This is a genomic window from Bacteroides sp. OF03-11BH, from assembly GCF_003604005.1.
Taxonomy (GTDB): Bacteria; Bacteroidota; Bacteroidia; order Bacteroidales; family Bacteroidaceae; genus Bacteroides; species Bacteroides ovatus.
Window position 1 is genome coordinate 20,084 of record NZ_QTMW01000011.1, and the last position, 21,277, is coordinate 41,360.

Genomic DNA, 21,277 nt, shown 5'->3' on the forward strand with positions numbered 1-21,277 from the left:
AAATAAATTTAAATATGCCAAGCATATCGCCTAAAAATGTTTATTCTCTTAACATAAATTACAAATTTGCTTGCCAAATCATAAGTTTTTGCGTTATTTTGATATCAATTCACTACTTATTGAAAGCGAAGCCGTATCTTTGCATCCGAATTTTTAAACTAAGATTTGAGTATGAACGAATTAACGGGAGCGGACTTTAAATCCGCAACTGAAATGAAGGATGACAACAAAAAGTTGTTTATCGAAACCTATGGCTGCCAGATGAACGTAGCCGACAGTGAGGTGATTGCCTCGGTGATGCAAATGGCGGGTTATTCCGTAGCCGAAACGCTGGAGGAAGCCGATGCCGTGTTTATGAATACCTGTTCCATCCGCGACAATGCGGAGCAGAAGATTCTGAATCGCCTGGAGTTTTTCCACTCGCTGAAGAAAAAGAAAAAGCATCTGATTGTAGGTGTACTGGGCTGTATGGCCGAACGGGTAAAGGATGATCTGATAACGAATCATCATGTAGACCTCGTTGTGGGGCCGGATGCTTACCTGACGTTGCCCGACCTGATTGCGGCCGTAGAAACCGGTGAAAAAGCAATCAATGTGGAACTATCTACTACCGAGACTTATCGGGATGTGATTCCGTCGCGTATCTGCGGCAATCATATTTCGGGTTTTGTATCCATCATGCGTGGCTGCAATAACTTCTGCACCTATTGTATCGTGCCCTATACTCGTGGACGCGAGCGCAGCCGTGACGTAGAAAGCATCCTGAATGAAGTAGCAGACCTCGTGGCGAAAGGCTATAAGGAAGTCACCCTGTTGGGGCAGAACGTCAACTCTTACCGTTTTGAAAGACCGACAGGCGAAGTGGGTACTTTCCCGATGTTGCTCCGAACAGTGGCCGAGGCTGCTCCGGGAGTGCGTATTCGTTTCACGACTTCCCATCCGAAGGATATGAGTGATGAAACGCTGGAAGTGATTGCGCAAGTTCCGAATGTGTGTAAACATATCCATCTGCCTGTGCAGAGCGGCAGTTCGCGTATTCTGAAACTGATGAACCGTAAGTATACCCGTGAGTGGTATCTGGACCGGGTGGCAGCTATCAAACGTATCATCCCCGATTGCGGACTGACTACCGATATTTTCTCCGGTTTTCATTCTGAAACGGAAGAGGATCATGCCTTGTCACTTTCGCTGATGGAAGAATGTGGATATGATGCTGCTTTCATGTTTAAATACTCCGAACGTCCGGGAACGTATGCGTCCAAGCATCTCGAAGATAATGTGCCCGAAGAGGTGAAAGTGCGTCGCCTGAACGAGATTATCGCTTTGCAGAACCGTCTGTCTGCCGAATCCAACCAGCGTTGCATCGGTAAAACCTATGAAGTGCTTGTGGAAGGAGTCTCCAAGCGTTCGCGCGACCAGCTGTTCGGTCGTACGGAGCAGAACCGTGTGGTGGTGTTCGACAGAGGTGCGCACCGTGTCGGTGATTTCGTCAATGTGCGTGTCACGGAGGCCAGCTCGGCTACGCTGAAGGGGGAAGAAATCTGATTTCACCACAGAGGACACGGAGGTCTTTTTTCTTCCTTGAAACTCTGTGTCTTCTGCATTCTTTGTGGTAAAACTTACATCATCATGTGTCTCCTGATGGAGAACTTCACAATCGCCATCGCATTGATGGACGCGAATGGAATATCCATCGGCTCATGATGAGTATTATAGCTCACGAGCTTGAGATACCCTTCTTTTTCCGAACGATTCACGTACTTCACCGCCAGATACTCGTCTCCGTCAATCATAAACGACACCAGGTATATTTCCCCGTAAATCACGTTGTCGAAACTGCTAATTTCCTTGTATCCGATAATATCTCCCGATTTCAGTATGGGATACATGCTGTCTCCGTTGACGTAGACCGCCCCGTCGCAGACGGAAATATTGGGAATCCATATCTTCCCCAGTGCATATTGCTGTTTGTTGGTGAATAATGTTTTCAGGTTCGCCGCCGCCGTAATATCGTATAATGTCACGCTACGGTCGTCTATTGGTTCGGGCGTTTTCGGATTGTGTATAATTTCGACTTCTCCCTGTACCAGCTCGCTTTGGCAAAATCTCGGCTGATGTTTCGGATTTCCTTTTCCCAATAATAGCCAGTTATAGTCCACCTTGTCTCCGAATTTGTCAAGCAGCAGACGGAAATCAATACTGTTTCGTGCTCCCCAATTGGTAACTGTTGCTCTCGAAACTTCCAGGTATTCAGCTAGTTCGCTGTCTCTCTTTAAGTTCAATACCTGTTTGGCACGCTTGATGATACCTAATACATCCAAATTTGTATCCATTCTGTTTTTTTTATTTAAAAGACTAATCTCGGATTTACAAATGGCAGCTATAAAAATGGCTGCCTCAAAAATATGTTTACTATATGTTTATAATCAATGATTTGTGAAATAGTTGAGGTTTAATATTGAAAATTGATATTTTATTTATGAAAAATATTCTATCTTTGTCCCATTGATTAATAGAAAACGTTTCAAAAATATAAATTAAAAACGGATATGCCATGCAATACTTCAAGAAAAACACAAAAAACTTGAAATTTTCTCATCCGCCACCTGCGGAAAGCTTACTGATGCCTGTTAACAGCTATTCTCTCAAGTATTAATAGCTATTTCTCTAACCATTAATATCTGAAACGCCAGATGTTAATACCTGGCAATAGGATAACAAAAGGATAACATATTGTATACGAATACTCCGTATTTGAATGATTACAGACCTGACTGATAAAAACTAGCATTTATAATTTATAATTGGATAACAAAATGAAAAGCTCAAAAGTACAAACACTGTGCGTTTGCGGATGTTGCAAACGCTCTCTTCCGGCAAGTGCCTTTTATATCAATAAGAAAACCGGCCTTCCCGGCAACTACTGTAAGGAATGTCGTAAAACTGTCAGCCGGAACCATCGGAAGAACGAGAAACGCTCCCTTGCATGCGACAGGGAAAGCAATTATCCGGTAATAACCTCTACGGAAAATCCCACGTTGCGACGGGAACTTATTCTGCATGCCCTTGAAACCGTAGCTGCCAGCATTGAACGGAAAAGGCGGAAAGTCCGTGAATCGGAATTTGAATCCGAATCAGGTTCTGAATTCCAATCCGAATCAGTCTTTGAATTGGAATTAGAATTAAAATCAGGATCAAAATTAGAATTGGCAGACTGATTTATAAAAACAATTTATATCATGGGACGAATAAAACAAGGGCTTGACTATTTCCCTTTGAATACCGATTTTATGCACGACCGTGTCGTACGCCGTGTGATGAAGCGTGAAGGCGATTCCGCCTTCACGATCCTGCTCTATACCCTGTCTTATCTATATTCGGGCGAGGGTTATTATATTCATGTCGATGATGACTTCTATGACGAACTCTCCGACCAGCTCTTCAGCACGGATAACGATAGTGTCCGCCGGGTGCTTCGTCTGTTTGTGGAGTACGGTTTCTTCGATTCCTCTCTCTACGAACGTTACGGCATCCTGACTTCCGCCGACATTCAGCGGCAGTTCCTTTTTATCACTAAACGCCGCAGCCGCCGTCATATTTCTCCGGACTACTGTCTGCTGCCGGATGAGGAAACCGTACACTCCACCCTTCCGGATGCTGTTGCAGAAACCCCGGATATTGTAACGCAAACCCTCGATACTGTAACAGAATCCCCGGGTACTGCAACAAAAAGCACCTTCATAAAAAGAAAAGAAAAAGAAAGGAAAGAAAACATCCTCCCTAACCCTCCTTTGCCCAAAGGAGGGGATGAGGGAGAAGAAGGAGGAGATTTTTCTAACAGAAAACCGGCGAAGAAGAAACACGAACTGACACAGTCGGATATTGACCGGATGCAAGCTCCTGCTGACGGACACCCGCGCAACCTTTCCGGACTATTGGATAACCTTCGCCTTTATCATATTCCTCCCTCCGAACAGTATGCAATCGTGCTGAAAAGTAATTACGGAGAAATCGGTGGTAAGGTTTGGAAGGGTTTCGGTGTCATTCGGGCAAGTGCCGGAAAGATCAAACTGCCCGGCCATTATTTGTTGAGTGTCCTGAATAACTGAATTAATGAAGGTTATGATGCTGTTGTATTGTGTAATATGTTGTAAATTAGTAATATAACAGCAAGTTCCTATATTAACGAATTTATTAACGCACACTTTTAAAATCTCTTGCACAGACAGAAATAAGGTCTTATATTTGCATTGTCGATAAGCTTAAAGACACAGACAAACTAGAATTATTAACGACTAAAAACTATTACAATTATGCCAGTATTGTACAAACCCTTCCAGTCAACTCTGGAAGACAAAAAAAGCGGTAAAAAACTCTTCTACCCCCGAGTTGTACGTTCGGGAAACGTAGATTCCGCACAACTTTCGAAAGAGATAGCAGCCTACTCTTCCCTCTCTCCGGGTGACGTAAAAAACACACTCGACAACCTGGTGACGGTGATGGGTCAACACTTGCAATCTTCGGAAAGCGTAAGCGTGGACGGTCTTGGTACCTTCCGTATGGTGATGGTGGCTCGTGGCAAAGGTGTGGAAACCTCTGACGAAGTGTCGGCTGCACAGGCTACGCTTACCGTCCGTTTCCAACCGGCGACTACCAGGAACCTTGACCGCACTACCGCTACCCGTTCGATGGTGACCGGTGCGAAGTGTGCCCGTTATGATAAACTTGTTTCCGATGCGGGTAGTGCGGAAGGCGGCAACTCCGGTGGAAGCGACAAGCCCGGTGGAGGCGGTAATGAAGGAGGCGGAGAAGCGCCCGATCCGGCTGCATAAATGGCGTCACAGCAGTGAAGAGTACACAAAATGTAAACGACAAACTTCGTAGGCTTAACTAAACATTTGACTTTTAACTAAACTAGAAATCATCCACTAACATGAGGATTATCAACTTGATTGTGGTGCATTGCAGCGCCACGAGGGAGGATTGTACACTTTCTCCGGAAGATTTGGACTGGTTGCACCGGCGTCGCGGATTCAATGGAACAGGCTATCACTATTATATCCGCAAGGATGGAACAGTGCACCTTACCCGGCCCGTGGAACGCATCGGAGCACACGCCAAAGGTTTCAACGCTCACTCGATAGGTATCTGCTATGAAGGTGGTCTGGACTGCCGGGGACGCCCGACAGATACCCGGACTCCGGCACAACGGGCTACGCTCCGGCAACTCGTTGGGCAACTACAGGAGAAATTCCCTGGCTGCCGGGTATGCGGACACCGGGATCTTTCACCGGACTTGAACGGAAACGGTGAGATAGAGCCGGAAGAATGGATTAAACAGTGCCCGTGCTTTGAGGTGGCAAAGGAATTCAATGAGTTCGGAGCATTTGCCGATAGAACTGATGAGACTGGAAGTACGGAGAAACACAGAGTAACACAACACATTAAAGAACAGAAAGGAGGTAAATGATGGCAATGAAGAAATCAGTATGGGATATGATCCTGAAGGTGGTTATCGCAGTGGCTTCGGCTTTGGCAGGCGTTTTGGGCGCTAATGCGATGAATTTGTAAAGCAGAAAATTAAGTAGTAGTCCTTCCATAGATCATGATTGTGTGAAATGGAAGGACTCTGCTAATTCATTTTGTATTGACTAAACTATTTTATTGATAAATAATAGAAAAAACGAGTTATGAATAATCTATATACGAATAAAAAAATAATACTAAAGAGGCTGTTTCTTATATTATCAGCCTTTTTCGCGGTTTTATCTGCTAAGGGGCAGAGTGAAGATGGAATAAAGCTGGATGTTCCACGACTTGTACCACTTTCCCCAACGGCTACGGCTATGGTGAAATATCAGTCTTATCCTATAGATCATTGCACAGGAGTGCCTGACATAACAATTCCCTTGTATGATATAGTTGCAGGGGAGGTTACCATACCTGTTACTTTGTCTTATCATGCTTCGGGGCTTAAGCCCAAAGAAGGAAGCGGATATGCGGGAGCAGGATGGACATTGAATCTCGAACCGTCTATAGCCCGCCAGGTGATCGGGGTAGCAGACAATGACTATTATGGATGGTTTGATCGATATTTTTCTCAAAATACAGTCCCCGGTGATGAAAGAGACCGATTGATTTATTATGGGGAGATGGTAGATAATAAACGGGATACGCGTCCGGATAAGTTTACTTATAAGTTGCCGGGTGGCGGTGGAAGCGGATATTTTTCAGACAGGTCTTCCCCTCTTATTACTGTGCCTCATAACAGCGATGTGGTAAGGTATGCTGAAAGTGATATGAATATAACAGATGGAAATGGAGTCAAATATCTGTTCAATGGCGTACACGAGACGATGAATGATATTATTACCCGCTGGATGTGTACCTCTATTTGTTCAGCCCGTTATCCACATCCTACATTGGTTAGTTTTCAGTATCAAACCCTTCAGAATCAATGGGAACCTAGTGCTTATTATAATTTGAATGACAGGCTGGTCTTTGATGAAAGGGATAAAGACGGGAGTCCCAAATTGTATCTGATGGAACAAAAAAGCGGTGGCAATAACTATTATCAAATTACGGCAGGCAGATCGTCAGGTTCTTCCTCCTTGCCCAATGCCAATAAAGAGAGCGTTTCGAGCTATGTAGCGAATATGAGTTACCCGTCAGGTAGTTACTGTGCGGAGGGTAGGATGAGTACTACCCGATTGGCACAGGTGAATTTTATGGGAAACAGATTGTCTGTCAGTTATAAAGCAGTAGGTGAAGTGCCTAACAATACAAGTGTATTAGATAAAATGCAAGTGACGGATGAGAATGGAGAACTGGTGCGTACCATTAACTTTTATGTAACTCCCTATAATGGAAAAACCTCTTTGACTAAACTTGATTCTGTACGTATCTCCGCTCCCGGTGTAGAATCGCAAACTTATTCATTCAGGTATGTGGGTGTAAACAGCGTTCCTTCCATCTATACGAAGGCTGTAGATCATTGGGGATTTATGAACGGTTCGGAAGCGAGTGCTAATGGTAGTAAGTTGACAGTGCCGAACTTTTCGAAAAGAATACCTTTACCGGATACCAATAACACGGGAAGAAAAGACACTGTATTATTTGAGAATGCAGTCGGAATAGACCGTGAAGCGTCTGGTAACATTGTGGGTATTCTTGACCGGATAACAGATCCGCAAGGTATTGAAACCTCTTTCTCTTACGAAGGCAATTACGGCGCGTTTCGTGACAATAGCCAACAGCCGGAGTATCGAGACTACCTCTATCCGGTTGGCGGATTGCGGGTGAAGAGTATAGAAACCTATGATCCGAAGACAAGGAAAAGGCTCTGTAAGAATTATAGATATGGCCTGACGGTTATCAATAATGAGAAGTATGAATCCGTTTGGGGCGGCGGTGCTATTAAACACATAGTTACAGAGCGTGATTATTGTTCTACGGTAACGCAAGTAATGGACGACGGGCAAAGCCTTTGGAACGAATATTTGACAGTCTATCATTCGATGCCTGTCTCTAATATTACCTTTCGTAACGGAAGTCCGGTAATGTACAATATTGTCAGTGAAGAGATATTGGGAGGAGGCATTTCACAAAAGACCGTCTATTACTATGATGTGGATGCACATGCTTTTGAGGACGTTCTGCATTGGGAAAGTGGGGAGAATACATCCGCTTCTGTCCGGGAGTTTATGTTGAATCAACCGGAAAGCGTATTGAATCGACTTGGGCGGATGCTTCCCGGACATCCTTATGAACCTTCTGATGATTTTGTTACAGGCTATTTTGAGACCAATCAGAGAAATGGGGCTCTTATGGGTATAGACCGTTTCGACGGGCAAGAGCTAGTGTCATCTACCCGATACGAATATAAAAAAGTAATCGCGGGCCCGTATAATATTCCTGTGGATCTTCCTGTCCGGAAGCTGATAGTGGATGTTGATTTGTACATGAAAAAACCGAATAGCCTGCTTGGCAAGCCGGTATTTGTGGCTGACAATGACAATACCCATTCTGCTACGAATATGAGGACTACTTATTATTTGGATTGTGAAACGTATTGGGCACTTGATAAAGAAACGACACAATATTATTGCAAAGTGAACGGGAGACAACGGGTAATGTCGACGGAAAAGCAATATGCGTATGACGACCGCCATCTCTCCAATCCAGGTTCTTCGTTGAAGCCACGTAGGGTGGACTTTACAAACAGTGACGGCGTACAATTCTCGGATCATTATACTTATCTGGATGGTTATCCTGCCATACTCTCTTTGCATAAACACGTCGAAGACGAGCAATGCACGGAAAAGAGGATCTTGTTTAAGTCCGGCACCTGCCTCCCGGTGAGGGTGCAATTTAAAACTGACCGAATGGCGGACTTTCGTGATGAAGTCGTTTACCAATCGTATGACAGTAATAGTAATGTATGCGAAATTATGGCAAAAGACGATACGCCTGTTCTCTTCATTTGGGGATATCGCAACCGCTATCCTATAGCCAAGATAGAGAATGCTACCCGGCAGCAGGTGAGTGTGGCGCTTGGTTATGATGGAGACATCGAAGACGTTTTCGGTGATTGGGCCTCACTTGCCGTACCTACTGAAGAGATATGGGATAAGATAAACTCTCTTCGTGAGAGACTTCCCGGTAATACGCGGGTTACCACCTATGAATATGTCCCTTTGCAGGGAGTTGTTTCCATTACCGATCCCAATAATGTCATAACGAAATTTGAATATGATAATTATAGTCGGCTGACAGATAGTTATTATCTGGATGCGGACGCCCGTAAGGTAATGCTTCAACAGTATATTTATCATTTTGGTAAATGATAAGTAATTCAATGAATGGTTTAACTTGATAATGAAATTGATTTTTTATGAAAACTTATATATGTTTATTTTTCTTGTTATTCTGCTCTGTCTATTCGTGGGGACAGTCTTTGGAAGAACGAATGGCAACAGCTATTGACATTGGTACCTATTCGGAACCGTTTACTTATGAAGATACCCAAAGTACAGCTAATTTTAACTGTGGATTTATACCTCCGACCGATATGGATGATACGAGGGTGTTTATATCCAAGGATATTTTTTACAAACTAACAGTGACGCAGCCTATGAAGATTAGAGCCAGTGCAAAACCCAGTATCACTGATAGTGGTACTGTTTTCTTGCTCAATTCTTCGGGCATCCTCTTGAGTCGTACGATTTATGTGGAGGAAGCATGGGGAGATTATGGATATGGTTTGCTGCCTGGCGTGTACTATCTGGTTGCTAAACCTAACATCTATGAAGGGTATAAACCGGTGGATGCGGAAGATGTTACTATTTATGTAAAGACAACCCCTCGTGAATTGGGTGAAGATTTTTACAATCCGTTTGAGTTAGGGACATTTGGTGAGAATTTTGCATTGGCTGATTCTGCAAATACGATAGATTATCAATGTGATTATAATGCCAGTGATAACTATTGGGATAATTATTCTCGGCATGATGTAGTTTATCGCTTCACCCTGACAGAACCGATGGAGATTTGCCTGGATGATGATGGAACTGAATGTCCTTGGGAAGGGGATTCTTACAGTGTTCACCTTCTTTCAGCTTTGCATGATCCTGTTGTTCCCATCCGCACGCAAAAGCTTGGTACAGACTACGAGCTGAATGTGTATGATTTGGGAGCGGGCACCTATTATATTTATGTTTATGCTGACACGCCTATTTGGGCCGTGTATTATAGAATGAACTTGAGTGGGCGTACGTATGCTCCCGGAGTCAGTTTTTCTCGTCCTATTGATATAGGTAGCCGGGCGGACAGCTTTCAATATACAGATGTTCAGAACTCGGAACTCATGTCCGGCAATTTTCCGGAGAAAGCCGGCAATGAAGTTTTCTATCGGTTGGAGATTGAAAATCCGATGGAACTGACCGTTGATAATTGCGGTTCGGAAGTTGCGGACACCTATTTGAAAGTGTTTTCCCAAACGCAGAAGTTGCTGTATTTCAATGACGATTCGGATGGTGACGGAGCTTGTGCAAATGCCAAAAGTGCCCGTATTCATATACCCGTGTTGCTCCCGGGCGTCTACTATATTGTGACCGACGCGGAAAAGAACGGCAACATTTCCCTGTCCATAAACGGGCGACTTCTTGCACAAACGGGAGACACAAAAGCACTTGCTATCGACGCTGGAACATATAAGGCGGGACTCTTCTTTTCCGATACCCGAGATACCTCTGTAGACTATACGGATGCTTATCCGGCAAGACCTGCGAATGACGTTTTTTATAAGTTGGTATTGCAAAAGGAGATGGATGTGGTGTTTAGTCACTGTGGTTCGGAACTGGAAGATACTTATATGAGCATCTTGAATGGAGCCGGTGAGCTCCTTTACAGCAATGACGATTATGCGGGAGAAGGTCAGTGTGAGAATGAGAAACATGCCCGCATTGAGGTCAAGAAACTTCCTTCAGGCACCTATTATGTTGTTTCGGAAGGCAGTGTCGATAACGGACGGATCACGACGACGATAGAGGCACCGAACTTTAGTGATGCTTTGTGTACGACCGAGGGGCAGCCCTGTGTGATTACTCTGACTCCCACTGTCTCCACAGATGATCTCTCCCAATTGCACACCTGTGATTATCTTCGCGAGATACAGTATTTTGACCATTTCGGGAATCCTTCACTTCATATATCTCATGGCTTCACTCCTTATAAAACCGACCTGCTCACATTGCAGGAGTATGACGGAATCAACCGCGAATCTAAACTTTGGCTTCCGGTAGCAGAATCGACTGGTGGCGGTGCTTTTCTTCCATCCGCAGAAGTCAGTGAGGCCGTTTGTAAAGCAAGCTATTACGAGAAAGATAGCTCTCCCTTCAGCTATCCTGAATACGATAGTTCTTCATTGAACCGAATTGTCAAGAAGTATGGTCCCGGAGTTGCTTGGCAGAATCATCCGGTCAAAACAGACGTGTTGACCAATATAGAACGTAAAAACGCAGTTGATCGGGTAGACAGTTGCTTTATCGTGTGCCGTTATAGGATAAAGAATGACAGTTTGGTTTGTGCGGGTGAATATGATGCCGGAACATTGGAAGTGGTTCGTGCGATAGACGAAGACAATCATGTGAGTTATGAATTTAAAGACAAGGCCGGTCGCATAGTTCTCGTTCGTCAGTCTGATGATAATCAACTATCTTATGATACGTACCATGTTTATGATAACTATGGCAACCTGTGTATGATGTTGCCTCCGATGGCAGCCGATTATTTTTTCGATGAAGGAGAATGGTCTGAAACGGCTCCCGTTCTTCAGCAATATGCCTATATTTATCATTACGATAAGTATAACCGCTGTATTTACAAGAAACTTCCGGGATGCGATCCTGTTTATACCGTTTATGATGCTGCCGATCATCCTGTCTTTACTCAAGACGGCGAACAGCGTGAGCGGAACGAATGGAGTTTCAGTATTCCCGATGCTTTCGGTCGGACAGTATTGACCGGAGTTTGTACGAATACGTTGGATTATGTTTCTAATTCTTTAGATACTATCGTCGTGTATGCCGATTGGGCAAAAGAAGAGAACGGGTTGAAAGGCTATCAATTGAAAGGTGTAACCTTAGAGTCTCCGTGTCTCCTTTCTGCCAACTATTACGACCACTATGAGTTTTTGGGCAAGAACGGCATCCCTAATGATATGACCACTGTTTACGTAGAGGAAACAGGCTATGGCAAGCGGAATGCAGGTGGTTGTAAAGGACAGCTGACCGGGATTTGGACATCGCTCCTCTCTGCCCGTCCGGGTACTTTTACGTATTCGGTAATGTATTATGACGACCGTTACCGGATAATCCAGCAAAGGGGTAATAATGAGTTGGGTGGTACGGAGATTGTCCATACAGCTTATAATTTCTCGGGAAATCCCTTGGAAGAAAAACGTATACATACATTTCCTGGTACTGGACCAACCGTAGAATTGCACCGGCATACGTATGACCATGCCAACCGTCTATTGAAGACTAGCTATCAGTTGAATGATAATACTCCTATTGTTTTAGTAGACAATGTGTATGATGAGATAGGTCGTTTGAAAACAGATAAACGTAATGGTGTATATGAGTTACGAACCGACTATGCATATAATCTTCGTTCGTGGATAAAAGGCATTAATGGTCCTTTGTTTAACCAAACGCTTAACTATCAGGAAACGCTAGAGGGGACTACTCCCTGTTATAATGGTAATATCAGCCGCATGTGTTGGCGTAGTGGCGAAAATGGTATGGCTACAGTTATTGATCCGCAAGAAAAGGGTTACAGTTTCACTTATGACGGTCTTTCCCGTTTGAAAGATGCTATTTATGGAGAAGGTACTAACTTAAAACAGAACCGTAACCGTTTCAACGAACAGATAACCGGCTATGACAAAATGGGTAATATCTTGGGGCTGCTTAGATACGGTCAAACGGGTACGGATTCTTATGGTTTGGTTGATAATCTGAATTTGATCTACCATGGCAATCAATTACAGTCGGTTTATGACAATGCCACCAACTCTGTATTTGGTAACGGTATGGAGTTTAAGGATAATGTCAATGAAACGGTAGAGTATGAATATGATAAAAATGGCAATCTGGCTAAAGATTTGAACAAAAAAATATCTGAAATTCAATATAATATCTTAAATTTGCCTAGTCACATTAGCTTTGCTGATGGAAGTAGTATTGAATATGAATATGCTGCAGACGGCAGGAAAGTCCGTACCACGCATACTATAAACAATAACGTCACGTCCACCGTTTATTGTGGTAATGCGATCTATGAGAATGGCAGTTTGAAGATGCTCTTGAATGAGGCGGGATATTATAGTTTCCAAGATAATAAGTTTCATTTCTATCTGAAAGATCATCAAGGTAATGTAAGGGTTGTTACTGACGAGGCCGGTAATGTTGATGAAGTGAATGATTATTATCCTTTTGGTGGTTTAATGTCTAATGGATGTAATAACGTTCAGCCATATAAGTATAATGGTAAAGAGTTGGATCAGAAAGGTGGATTGGATTGGTATGATTATGGGGCAAGAATGTATGATGCAACATTGGGAAGATTTATGAAGACTGATAGATTTTTAGAAAAGTATGTTTCTCTATCTCCTTATCAATATGGAGCAAATAATCCAGTGAATAATATAGATATAAACGGAGATAGTATTTGGTATACTTTAAATGACAATATTGTGACTATGCATGTAACTGCCAAAATATTCAATAATTCAAGTGATAATATAAATATGAAGAGAGCTGCCAAAGATATAGTTTCTGATATAAAAAGTACTTATGAAGGAGAATTTGAATGGAGTGATGGCAAAACTTATAATTTAAAGGTTGATATGGATCTCAAAGTGGTAACTTCTATGAAGGATGTTGAAAGTGCAGACCATTTATTTGTATTGGCGGATAGTGATGGTGAAGGGGCTCGTGGAGTTACAAGTATGTCTGGTGGAAAAGTAATGACTTTGGCGTCAAGGGATTTTGCGAATAATAATTTATTGTCTAATAATCTGTCTCACAATAACACCTTTACTGCAACTCATGAATTTGGACATGCAGCCGGATTGCTACATTCAAAGAATCCATTTAATATAATGAAACAAGGAGGTGTTTTTCACAATAGTAATTCAACACAAAGAAAAGTTATGCTGCAACAACAATATAATATAAATAGAGGTAGTAATTCCTTGAATTATATGAATAGAAAAATACCTTATCCATATGTTCACTATGATAATAATATTGTTGATGTCTATAGTTTAGGTCTTAAATGGAGATGATATAAATGAATTTGAAAAATAGAAAAGTATTAATGGTAACAGTCGGGCTGATGTTATTATGTGTATGTATTGTTTGTTTTGCATCTAGATCTACATTGATCTTTGTAGGGAACTCGTATGAAAATAGCCAAGATATTAATACTATTATTTCATTGAATGATAAAATAATATATAGTGGTTTTATAAAGGCTTATGAACTTCCAAGATTGTTAGAAAAAAGAAATATGAAAATTGGCTTTTATAAAGTTTCTGCAAAGCTAAATAATGTATTGATAGAACAGCGATTTTTTTATTTTTTACAAAAAACTATTTGGATAGATTTTGATTGTGCAAACAGTAACTCTTTATTAATTTCGAAATATTACAGGCAAATTCCATTGTAATTTAGCACTATCTCCTACCCAGCGCAGAAATGCAGTTTATCTAAAAGATAATGGACTAAAGAAAGATAGAAAAGGAATGTTGTACGAATATACTAAAAATCAAAGTCGGGTAAAATCTATTCGAATATTGGGTAATACAGATTTAGTACGATATGTAAAATATTAATAATATACTTATGAAAAACTTGGTTTATGTTATCTTATTTATTTTATTGGGAGGATGTGTTTCCCCCTCTTTTTCGCCAGTGGAGATACATCAACGAGTGGCAGAACAAGTTAAAGTATTGATAGATAGTGGATATCTACAAACTCCATATATTGAAATAAATGAAGTATTATCAAATGATTCCAGCATTATTTATAGTATTAAAGGGGCGGATTCTCCAGGTTCGGATGGTGCAGAGTTACCTTCTAAAGTGATGACCTATAAAGGGAAATATCTTTGTTTTATAGAATTAGATGAGCAGGAAATGTCGCGAACTGAATTGTTTGAAAAAGGAATTGTGGCAGATTCTAATTTTCATGAGAATCTCCATTTGGACGATGGGTGGGTATTGGCTCTTCGAAAATATGAAAATGGGTCAACTTTGGTAAAAAAGGTATTATCATCGGCTTTTCTTTTTGAATATCCGCAACTTTGGTAGACCTTTCAATCAGATTATTAGAATAGGTGGTCGAAATATACAGTATACAGCTTTTAAACTTTCTGATGGAACATTTAATATAGGAAGAATACATGAAATTTTATAGAATACCGACTAAGCAAGAGGAACAACTTATTGAATTACTTGTTCATAAGTCATCTTTAGAAATGTCTGAAGATTGGAAGAATGGCTTATTAGTATGTCCAATGGATGATGGGGAAATGGGTAGTTTGTATTTGTTTCCACAGGGGAAAATAAATGAAAGTAGGAAATTGGGTAGACAAATTAGTGAATTTCAATTTACAGATATTGATGGAGTTGAGGTTATTGCATCCTTAAATGTGGATGTTGATGGAGTTCTATTTGAACTTGATATATGGAAAACTAATTTTGAAAAACTTGTAAAACTCCCTGATTTATAGCTCGATTACTACCTTGACATGTTATAGAAATATTCTTAAGTGTCAGGGTAGTTTTTTATATTATTGTTCGATAAAACAGAGTGTCTTACCCTGATATGGAATTAGAAAATATTCTGTGTCAGGGTATCTTTTTATAAATGCGGAAATGAAAGGTTGCTTTCTCAATATAATAGATTAAATTTGCCTAGCAACATGTCTACGCATACAGAATATGTACTTGATATTTCAGCTAGCCTAATTGTAGATACTGATGTCTTAATTGGTTTATCTATTAAAAGTCCTTAACGAAACCCCAATCCATCACTTTTTATTTGTTTCTTTGCACCAAATTCGGGTATAGTGTTGTCTTGTCATTCGAGGCAGCACTTAATTTTGCTTAGATAGTTAATGGAGAAACTCAGTATAAATGCTTGTCCGGTGTGTGGCGGTGCGCACTTGAAACGCGTCATGACTTGTACGGATTTTTATGCTTCGGGCGAACAGTTTGAACTGTATTCGTGTGAGGACTGTGGATTTACATTCACACAAGGAGTCCCCGTGGAAGCAGAGATAGGCAAGTATTATGAGACTCCCGACTATATCTCTCACACTGATACGCGCAAAGGCGCGATGAATAATATCTACCATTATGTACGTTCCTATATGCTGGGCCGCAAAGCGCGCCTGGTAGCTAAGGAAGCGCATCGTAAAACAGGGCGTTTGCTCGATATAGGTACGGGAACCGGTTACTTTTCTGATGCGATGGTTCGCCGGGGATGGAAAGTGGAGGCGGTGGAGAAAAGTCTGCAGGCACGTGAGTTTGCGAAGTTGCATTTCGATCTGGACGTAAAGCCCGAATCGGCTTTGAAAGAGTTTGCTCCCGGCAGCTTTGATGTTATCACTCTTTGGCATGTGATGGAACATTTGGAACACCTTGATGAGGTGTGGCAGCGACTTCATGAGTTGCTGACAGAAAAAGGAGTATTGATTGTAGCTGTACCCAACTGCTCTTCTTATGATGCTCAACGTTATGGCGAGTATTGGGCGGCATACGACGTTCCCCGTCATCTCTGGCATTTTACTCCGGGCACTATACAACAATTGGCTTCCCGTCATGGCTTTATTATGGCGGCGCGTCATCCGATGCCGTTCGATGCGTTCTACGTATCCATGTTGAGCGAAAAACATCGTGGCAGTTCGTGCAGTTTCCTGAAAGGGATGTTTGTCGGAACGTTAGCATGGTTTAATGCTTTAGGACGGAAAGAACGCAGTAGTTCCATGATTTATGTATTCCGAAAAAAGAGATAACGCATGGGAGATCAAAACAAATATAAGTCAGGTTCAATCTTCGACATGCAGTTCATTACGTCGAGTATCAGTACGACATTAGTGTTGCTGTTGCTGGGACTGGTTGTCTTCTTCGTATTGACAGCACACAATCTTTCCGTATATGTCCGCGAGAATATCAGTTTCTCCGTTCTTATCAGTGACGACATGAAAGAAGCGGATATACTGAAACTTCAGAAGAAGCTGAATCAGGAACCTTTCGTGAAACAATCCGAATATATTTCTAAAAAACAAGCACTGAAAGAACAGACGGAAGCAATGGGAACCGATCCGGAAGAATTCTTGGGCTATAACCCTTTTACCGCTTCCATTGAAATCAAACTCCATTCCGATTATGCAAACTCCGACAGCATTGCGAAGATAGAGAAAATGATTAAAAAGAACACCAACATACAAGATGTGCTCTATCGAAAGGAGTTAATTGACGCCGTGAATGATAACATACGAAATATCAGTCTGGTACTGCTTGCCTTGGCGGTAGTGCTTACTTTTATCTCTTTTGCCCTGATAAACAATACCATAAGACTGGCTATTTACTCCAAACGCTTCCTCATTCACACCATGAAGTTGGTAGGAGCGAGTTGGGGATTCATCCGGGGGCCATTCCTTCGAAAGAATGTATGGAGCGGGATATTGGCAGCCATCGTTGCCGATTCCATATTGATGGGGACCGCTTATTGGGCCGTGACGTACGAACAGGAATTGCTTCAGGTCATCACGCCTGAAGTCATGTTGATAGTCTGTGCAAGCGTATTGGCGTTTGGAATTGTAATAACGTGGCTATGCGCCTATTTCTCCATGAATAAATACTTGAGAATGAAAGCAAACAGCCTGTACTATATTTAGCGGATGGCGAATGGCTGACGGCAAACCTGTGTTTGCGTGTGATTAGCATCCGTAACAACCGACTGATAGATTAAGGGAATGATTGAAATTAGTAATTTGTAATTAAATAAACTATGTCTGACAAGCAGAAATTTGCCTTTGATAAAGTGAACTTTATCTTGCTCGCGATAGGGATGGCGATTGTTATTATCGGCTTTCTATTGATGACGGGACCTACATCGTCCGAAACCTCTTTTGAACCCGATATTTTCAGTGTACGCAGAATCAAGGTAGCGCCAGTCGTTTGCCTGTTTGGCTTCTTGTCTATGATTTACGCTGTATTACGCAAACCTAAAACACAAAAAACAGAAGAATAAAGATGGGGGATTTAACAACATTTGAGACGATTATTATTGCTATTGTAGAAGGGTTGACAGAGTTTCTACCGGTTTCTTCTACAGGACACATGATTATTACACAAAACATATTAGGAGTAGAAAGTACAGAATTTGTAAAAGCATTTACTGTAATTATTCAGTTTGGCGCAATTCTTTCAGTTGTCTGCCTTTACTGGAAACGCTTTTTCCGGTTGAACCATACACCGGCTCCTGCGGGTGCTTCCGCTTTGAAGTGTTTTCTGCATAAATTCGATTTTTACTGGAAACTGCTGGTAGCTTTTATTCCTGCCGCCATTTTGGGATTCCTGTTCAGCGATAAGATAGACGAGATGCTGGAGAGTGTAGCAATAGTGGCAGTGATGTTGGTGATCGGCGGTATATTCATGTTGTTCTGCGATAAGATCTTTTCGAAAGGAAGCGAAGATACAGTGCTGACAGAAAGAAAGGCATTCAATATCGGTTTGTTTCAGTGCATTGCCATGATACCGGGAGTATCCCGTTCGATGGCTACCATCGTTGGAGGTATGGCCCAGAAGCTGACTCGCAAAGATGCTGCCGAGTTTTCATTCTTCCTTGCCGTGCCAACCATGTTTGCGGCAACCGGTTACAAGGTGTTGAAACTATTCTTAGATGGTGGTACGGAGATTCTTCTCAACAATATGCCGGCACTTATTATAGGTAATGTAGTAGCTTTTATTGTCGCTTTGCTGGCTATCAAGTTCTTTATTAGCTTCGTTACGAAATATGGCTTTAAGGCATTTGGCTGGTACAGAATTATTGTTGGCGGAACCATTTTGGTAATGCTGCTGCTTGGATACAACTTAGAAATTGGCTGATGGATTTTAAAAAAGGAGAAGTACTGTTTTTCAATAAACCTTTCGGATGGACTTCATTTAAAGTAGTAGGGCATGCCCGCTATCATATTTGCCGCCGGATAGGAGTGAAAAAACTAAAAGTCGGCCATGCCGGAACACTGGACCCGCTTGCAACAGGGGTGATGATTTTATGCACAGGCAAGGCGACAAAACGAATAGAAGAGTTTCAATATCATACGAAGGAGTACGTCGCAACGTTGCGTTTGGGTGCCACTACTCCGTCATACGATTTGGAACATGAAATAGATGCCACCTATCCTACCGAACATATCACGAGGGAAATGGTGGAAGAAGTGCTGACGCATTTTATCGGTGCCATCGATCAGGTACCTCCTGCCTTCTCTGCCTGTATGGTAGACGGCAAGCGTGCTTACGAACTGGCCCGGAAAGGAGAGGAAGTCGAACTAAAAGCAAAACAGCTTGTTATCGACGAGATTGAATTGCTGGAATGTCGCCTGGATGATCCGGAACCGATGATTCAAATCCGTGTCGTATGCAGCAAAGGGACCTATATCCGCGCCTTGGCCCGCGACATCGGCGAAGCACTCCATAGCGGAGCTCACCTGACAGGATTGATCCGTACCCGTGTAGGTGATGTCCGGTTGGAAGACTGTCTGAATCCCGAACACTTTAAAGAGTGGATCGACGGACAGGAGATAGAAAATGAGGAAGAAAATAATTAACGTAATAAGGAATAGATATGAAATTATCACAATTCAAATTTAAGTTACCCGAGGATAAGATCGCTCTACATCCTATGAAATATAGAGATGAGTCGCGTTTGATGGTATTGCATCGTAATACAGGTAAGATTGAGCACAAGATGTTCAAAGATGTGTTGGACTACTTTGATGATAAAGATGTGTTTATATTCAATGATACGAAGGTGTTTCCTGCCCGCTTGTACGGTAACAAGGAGAAGACAGGTGCTCGTATCGAGGTATTCTTGTTGCGTGAGTTGAATGAAGAACTTCGTTTGTGGGACGTATTGGTTGATCCGGCACGTAAGATACGTATCGGTAACAAGCTGTATTTCGGTCCGGACGATTCAATGGTGGCTGAAGTGATTGATAACACCACTTCTCGCGGACGTACGCTCCGTTTTCTTTATGACGGACCTCATGACGAGTTCAAAAAGGCACTGTATTCTCTGGGTGAAACTCCACTCCCCCACTCTATTATCAACCGTCCCGTAGAACCGGAAGATGCTGAACGCTTCCAGTCTATTTTTGCAAAGAACGAGGGTGCGGTGACTGCTCCGACTGCTAGTTTGCACTTCAGCCGTGAGTTGATGAAACGTCTGGAAATTAAAGGTGTGGACTTCGCATATATCACTTTGCACGCTGGTCTGGGTAACTTCCGTGACATTGACGTGGAGGACTTGACGAAGCATAAGATGGATTCGGAACAAATGTTTGTAAACGAAATGGCGGTGAAAACCGTGAATCGTGCCAAAGATAACGGTAGAAATGTATGTGCGGTAGGTACGACAGTGATGCGTGCTATTGAAAGTGCAGTCAGCACTGACGGACATCTCAAGGAATTTGAAGGATGGACTAACAAGTTTATCTTCCCTCCGTATGAATTTACCGTAGCCAATTCAATGATTTCCAATTTCCACATGCCACTTTCTACCTTACTGATGATTGTAGCTGCTTTTGGTGGTTATGACCAGGTGATGGATGCTTATCATGTAGCATTGAAAGAAGGTTACCGTTTCGGCACGTATGGAGATGCAATGCTGATTTTGGACAAATAATGGCAAAAGTTTATCTGGGACTCGGCACTAATCTTGGGGATAAAGAACAAAATCTTCGGGATGCCGTGCAAAAAATAGAAGAGCAGGTAGGGAAAATAGTTTCCCTGTCTGCTTTTTACGTTACTGCTCCTTGGGGATTTTCTTCCGATAACAGTTTCCTGAATGCGGCGGTTTGTGTAGATACCGAATTGGCTCCCATAGACGTTTTACAGAGAACGCAGGCGATTGAACAGGAATTGGGACGTACGAAGAAATCCGTCAACGGCATATATAGCGACCGCCTGATTGATATTGATCTGTTGCTTTATGGTGATTTGATACTTTCCACCACTTCTCCTTCAGGAGCAAAGTTGATCCTCCCCCATCCGTTGATGGCAGAACGTGACTTCGTCATGAAACCACTGGCGGAAATTGCTCCCGGATTAGTGCATCCGGTACTTGGAAAAACGATGAAGGAGCTTACTTCTTCTTTTTCTCCGCAATAAATACCGGTAAATAGGCAATGCATCCTATCAATACTGCATACAGCAAATGAATCTCCTGAAACGGCTTATCGATGAAATGGCAGACAATGGCATAGATGGCAATCGTGAAGCCTATATAAAGAGCCAGCACCAAAAGCGTTTTTAATTTCTTATTTAGAATCATTATAAATCTATTTATGTGTTAAATACGTGGCAAAGATACTCATTATTTCCGAAATCTCTTTATCTTTGCAACCGAAATGAAAGTGTGGACAGATTTGAGTAGCTTGCAACCACGGAAAAAAATGCTAAAACACGTCTGATTGACGCCT

General features: G+C 42.2%; 19 protein-coding genes. 17 read left to right on the forward strand and 2 right to left on the reverse strand.

Annotated elements, in window-relative coordinates:
• The first annotated feature begins 171 nt into the window (after positions 1–171).
• On the forward strand, positions 172–1,545 hold the full coding sequence (gene miaB / locus DXA54_RS10475; RefSeq protein ID WP_120079426.1) for a tRNA (N6-isopentenyl adenosine(37)-C2)-methylthiotransferase MiaB: 1,374 nt from the start codon (positions 172–174) through the stop codon (positions 1,543–1,545).
• 74 nt (positions 1,546–1,619) lie between these two features.
• Here miaB and DXA54_RS10480 read toward each other — a convergent pair whose 3' ends face one another.
• Positions 1,620–2,333, reverse strand: a complete 714-nt coding sequence (locus DXA54_RS10480; protein WP_022198927.1) for a S24 family peptidase — start codon at positions 2,331–2,333, stop codon at positions 1,620–1,622.
• A 483-nt stretch (positions 2,334–2,816) separates the two neighbouring features.
• Between DXA54_RS10480 and DXA54_RS10485 the strand changes: the two genes are divergently transcribed.
• The 16 genes from DXA54_RS10485 to folK all read left to right on the forward strand — a co-directional run bounded on the left by DXA54_RS10485 (position 2,817) and on the right by folK (position 20,966).
• Entirely contained in the window at positions 2,817–3,218 is a 402-nt protein-coding gene (locus DXA54_RS10485; RefSeq protein ID WP_120079428.1) for a hypothetical protein, read from the forward strand.
• Positions 3,219–3,239: 21 nt separating this feature from the next.
• Positions 3,240–4,109, forward strand: a complete 870-nt coding sequence (locus DXA54_RS10490) for a DUF4373 domain-containing protein (protein ID WP_120079430.1) — start codon at positions 3,240–3,242, stop codon at positions 4,107–4,109.
• Positions 4,110–4,313: 204 nt separating this feature from the next.
• Positions 4,314–4,832, forward strand: coding sequence for an HU family DNA-binding protein (locus DXA54_RS10495; RefSeq protein ID WP_120079432.1), 519 nt, complete (start codon positions 4,314–4,316; stop codon positions 4,830–4,832).
• 101 nt (positions 4,833–4,933) lie between these two features.
• On the forward strand, positions 4,934–5,470 hold the full coding sequence (locus DXA54_RS10500; RefSeq protein ID WP_120079434.1) for an N-acetylmuramoyl-L-alanine amidase: 537 nt from the start codon (positions 4,934–4,936) through the stop codon (positions 5,468–5,470).
• A 5-nt stretch (positions 5,471–5,475) separates the two neighbouring features.
• Positions 5,476–5,571 carry a smalltalk protein gene (locus tag DXA54_RS28190; RefSeq protein WP_005681936.1) on the forward strand — a complete coding sequence of 32 codons (96 nt, stop codon included), beginning with the start codon at positions 5,476–5,478 and terminating at the stop codon, positions 5,569–5,571.
• A gap of 119 nt (positions 5,572–5,690) precedes the next feature.
• The gene (locus DXA54_RS10505; protein WP_004307786.1) at positions 5,691–8,846 is read left to right on the forward strand and encodes a hypothetical protein; all 3,156 of its coding nucleotides are present in this window, start codon (positions 5,691–5,693) and stop codon (positions 8,844–8,846) included.
• 47 nt (positions 8,847–8,893) lie between these two features.
• Positions 8,894–13,849: a DUF6443 domain-containing protein gene (locus tag DXA54_RS10510; protein ID WP_120079436.1), complete on the forward strand. Its 4,956-nt coding sequence runs from the start codon at positions 8,894–8,896 to the stop codon at positions 13,847–13,849.
• 559 nt (positions 13,850–14,408) lie between these two features.
• A complete protein-coding gene (locus DXA54_RS10520) occupies positions 14,409–14,876 on the forward strand; it encodes an Imm65 family immunity protein (protein WP_008646987.1) in 468 nt (155 codons plus the stop codon).
• A gap of 92 nt (positions 14,877–14,968) precedes the next feature.
• Complete coding sequence (locus DXA54_RS10525; protein WP_008646988.1) at positions 14,969–15,298, forward strand: DUF6984 family protein; 330 nt, start codon at positions 14,969–14,971, stop codon at positions 15,296–15,298.
• A 387-nt stretch (positions 15,299–15,685) separates the two neighbouring features.
• Positions 15,686–16,585, forward strand: coding sequence for a methyltransferase domain-containing protein (locus DXA54_RS10530; protein ID WP_120079438.1), 900 nt, complete (start codon positions 15,686–15,688; stop codon positions 16,583–16,585).
• A gap of 3 nt (positions 16,586–16,588) precedes the next feature.
• The gene (locus DXA54_RS10535) at positions 16,589–17,470 is read left to right on the forward strand and encodes a cell division protein FtsX (RefSeq protein ID WP_004302888.1); all 882 of its coding nucleotides are present in this window, start codon (positions 16,589–16,591) and stop codon (positions 17,468–17,470) included.
• 113 nt (positions 17,471–17,583) lie between these two features.
• The gene (locus DXA54_RS10540) at positions 17,584–17,826 is read left to right on the forward strand and encodes a DUF3098 domain-containing protein (RefSeq protein ID WP_004298881.1); all 243 of its coding nucleotides are present in this window, start codon (positions 17,584–17,586) and stop codon (positions 17,824–17,826) included.
• A gap of 2 nt (positions 17,827–17,828) precedes the next feature.
• Positions 17,829–18,683, forward strand: a complete 855-nt coding sequence (locus tag DXA54_RS10545; protein ID WP_004313684.1) for an undecaprenyl-diphosphate phosphatase — start codon at positions 17,829–17,831, stop codon at positions 18,681–18,683.
• Positions 18,683–19,405, forward strand: a complete 723-nt coding sequence (gene truB, locus DXA54_RS10550; RefSeq protein ID WP_120079440.1) for a tRNA pseudouridine(55) synthase TruB — start codon at positions 18,683–18,685, stop codon at positions 19,403–19,405. The genes DXA54_RS10545 and truB overlap by 1 nt, the downstream gene beginning before the upstream one ends.
• Positions 19,406–19,422: 17 nt before the next feature.
• The gene (queA, locus tag DXA54_RS10555) at positions 19,423–20,481 is read left to right on the forward strand and encodes a tRNA preQ1(34) S-adenosylmethionine ribosyltransferase-isomerase QueA (RefSeq protein ID WP_004298889.1); all 1,059 of its coding nucleotides are present in this window, start codon (positions 19,423–19,425) and stop codon (positions 20,479–20,481) included.
• Positions 20,481–20,966 (forward strand): 2-amino-4-hydroxy-6-hydroxymethyldihydropteridine diphosphokinase, encoded by a 486-nt coding sequence (gene folK / locus DXA54_RS10560; RefSeq protein ID WP_004307794.1) that lies wholly within the window; start codon positions 20,481–20,483, stop codon positions 20,964–20,966. Before queA ends, folK begins: the two co-directional genes overlap by 1 nt.
• On the opposite strand, the gene DXA54_RS10565 is transcribed toward folK, so the two are convergent.
• A complete protein-coding gene (locus tag DXA54_RS10565; RefSeq protein ID WP_004302899.1) occupies positions 20,941–21,129 on the reverse strand; it encodes a hypothetical protein in 189 nt (62 codons plus the stop codon). The two genes, folK and DXA54_RS10565, sit on opposite strands and share 26 nt — an antisense overlap.
• Positions 21,130–21,277: the final 148 nt, after the last annotated feature.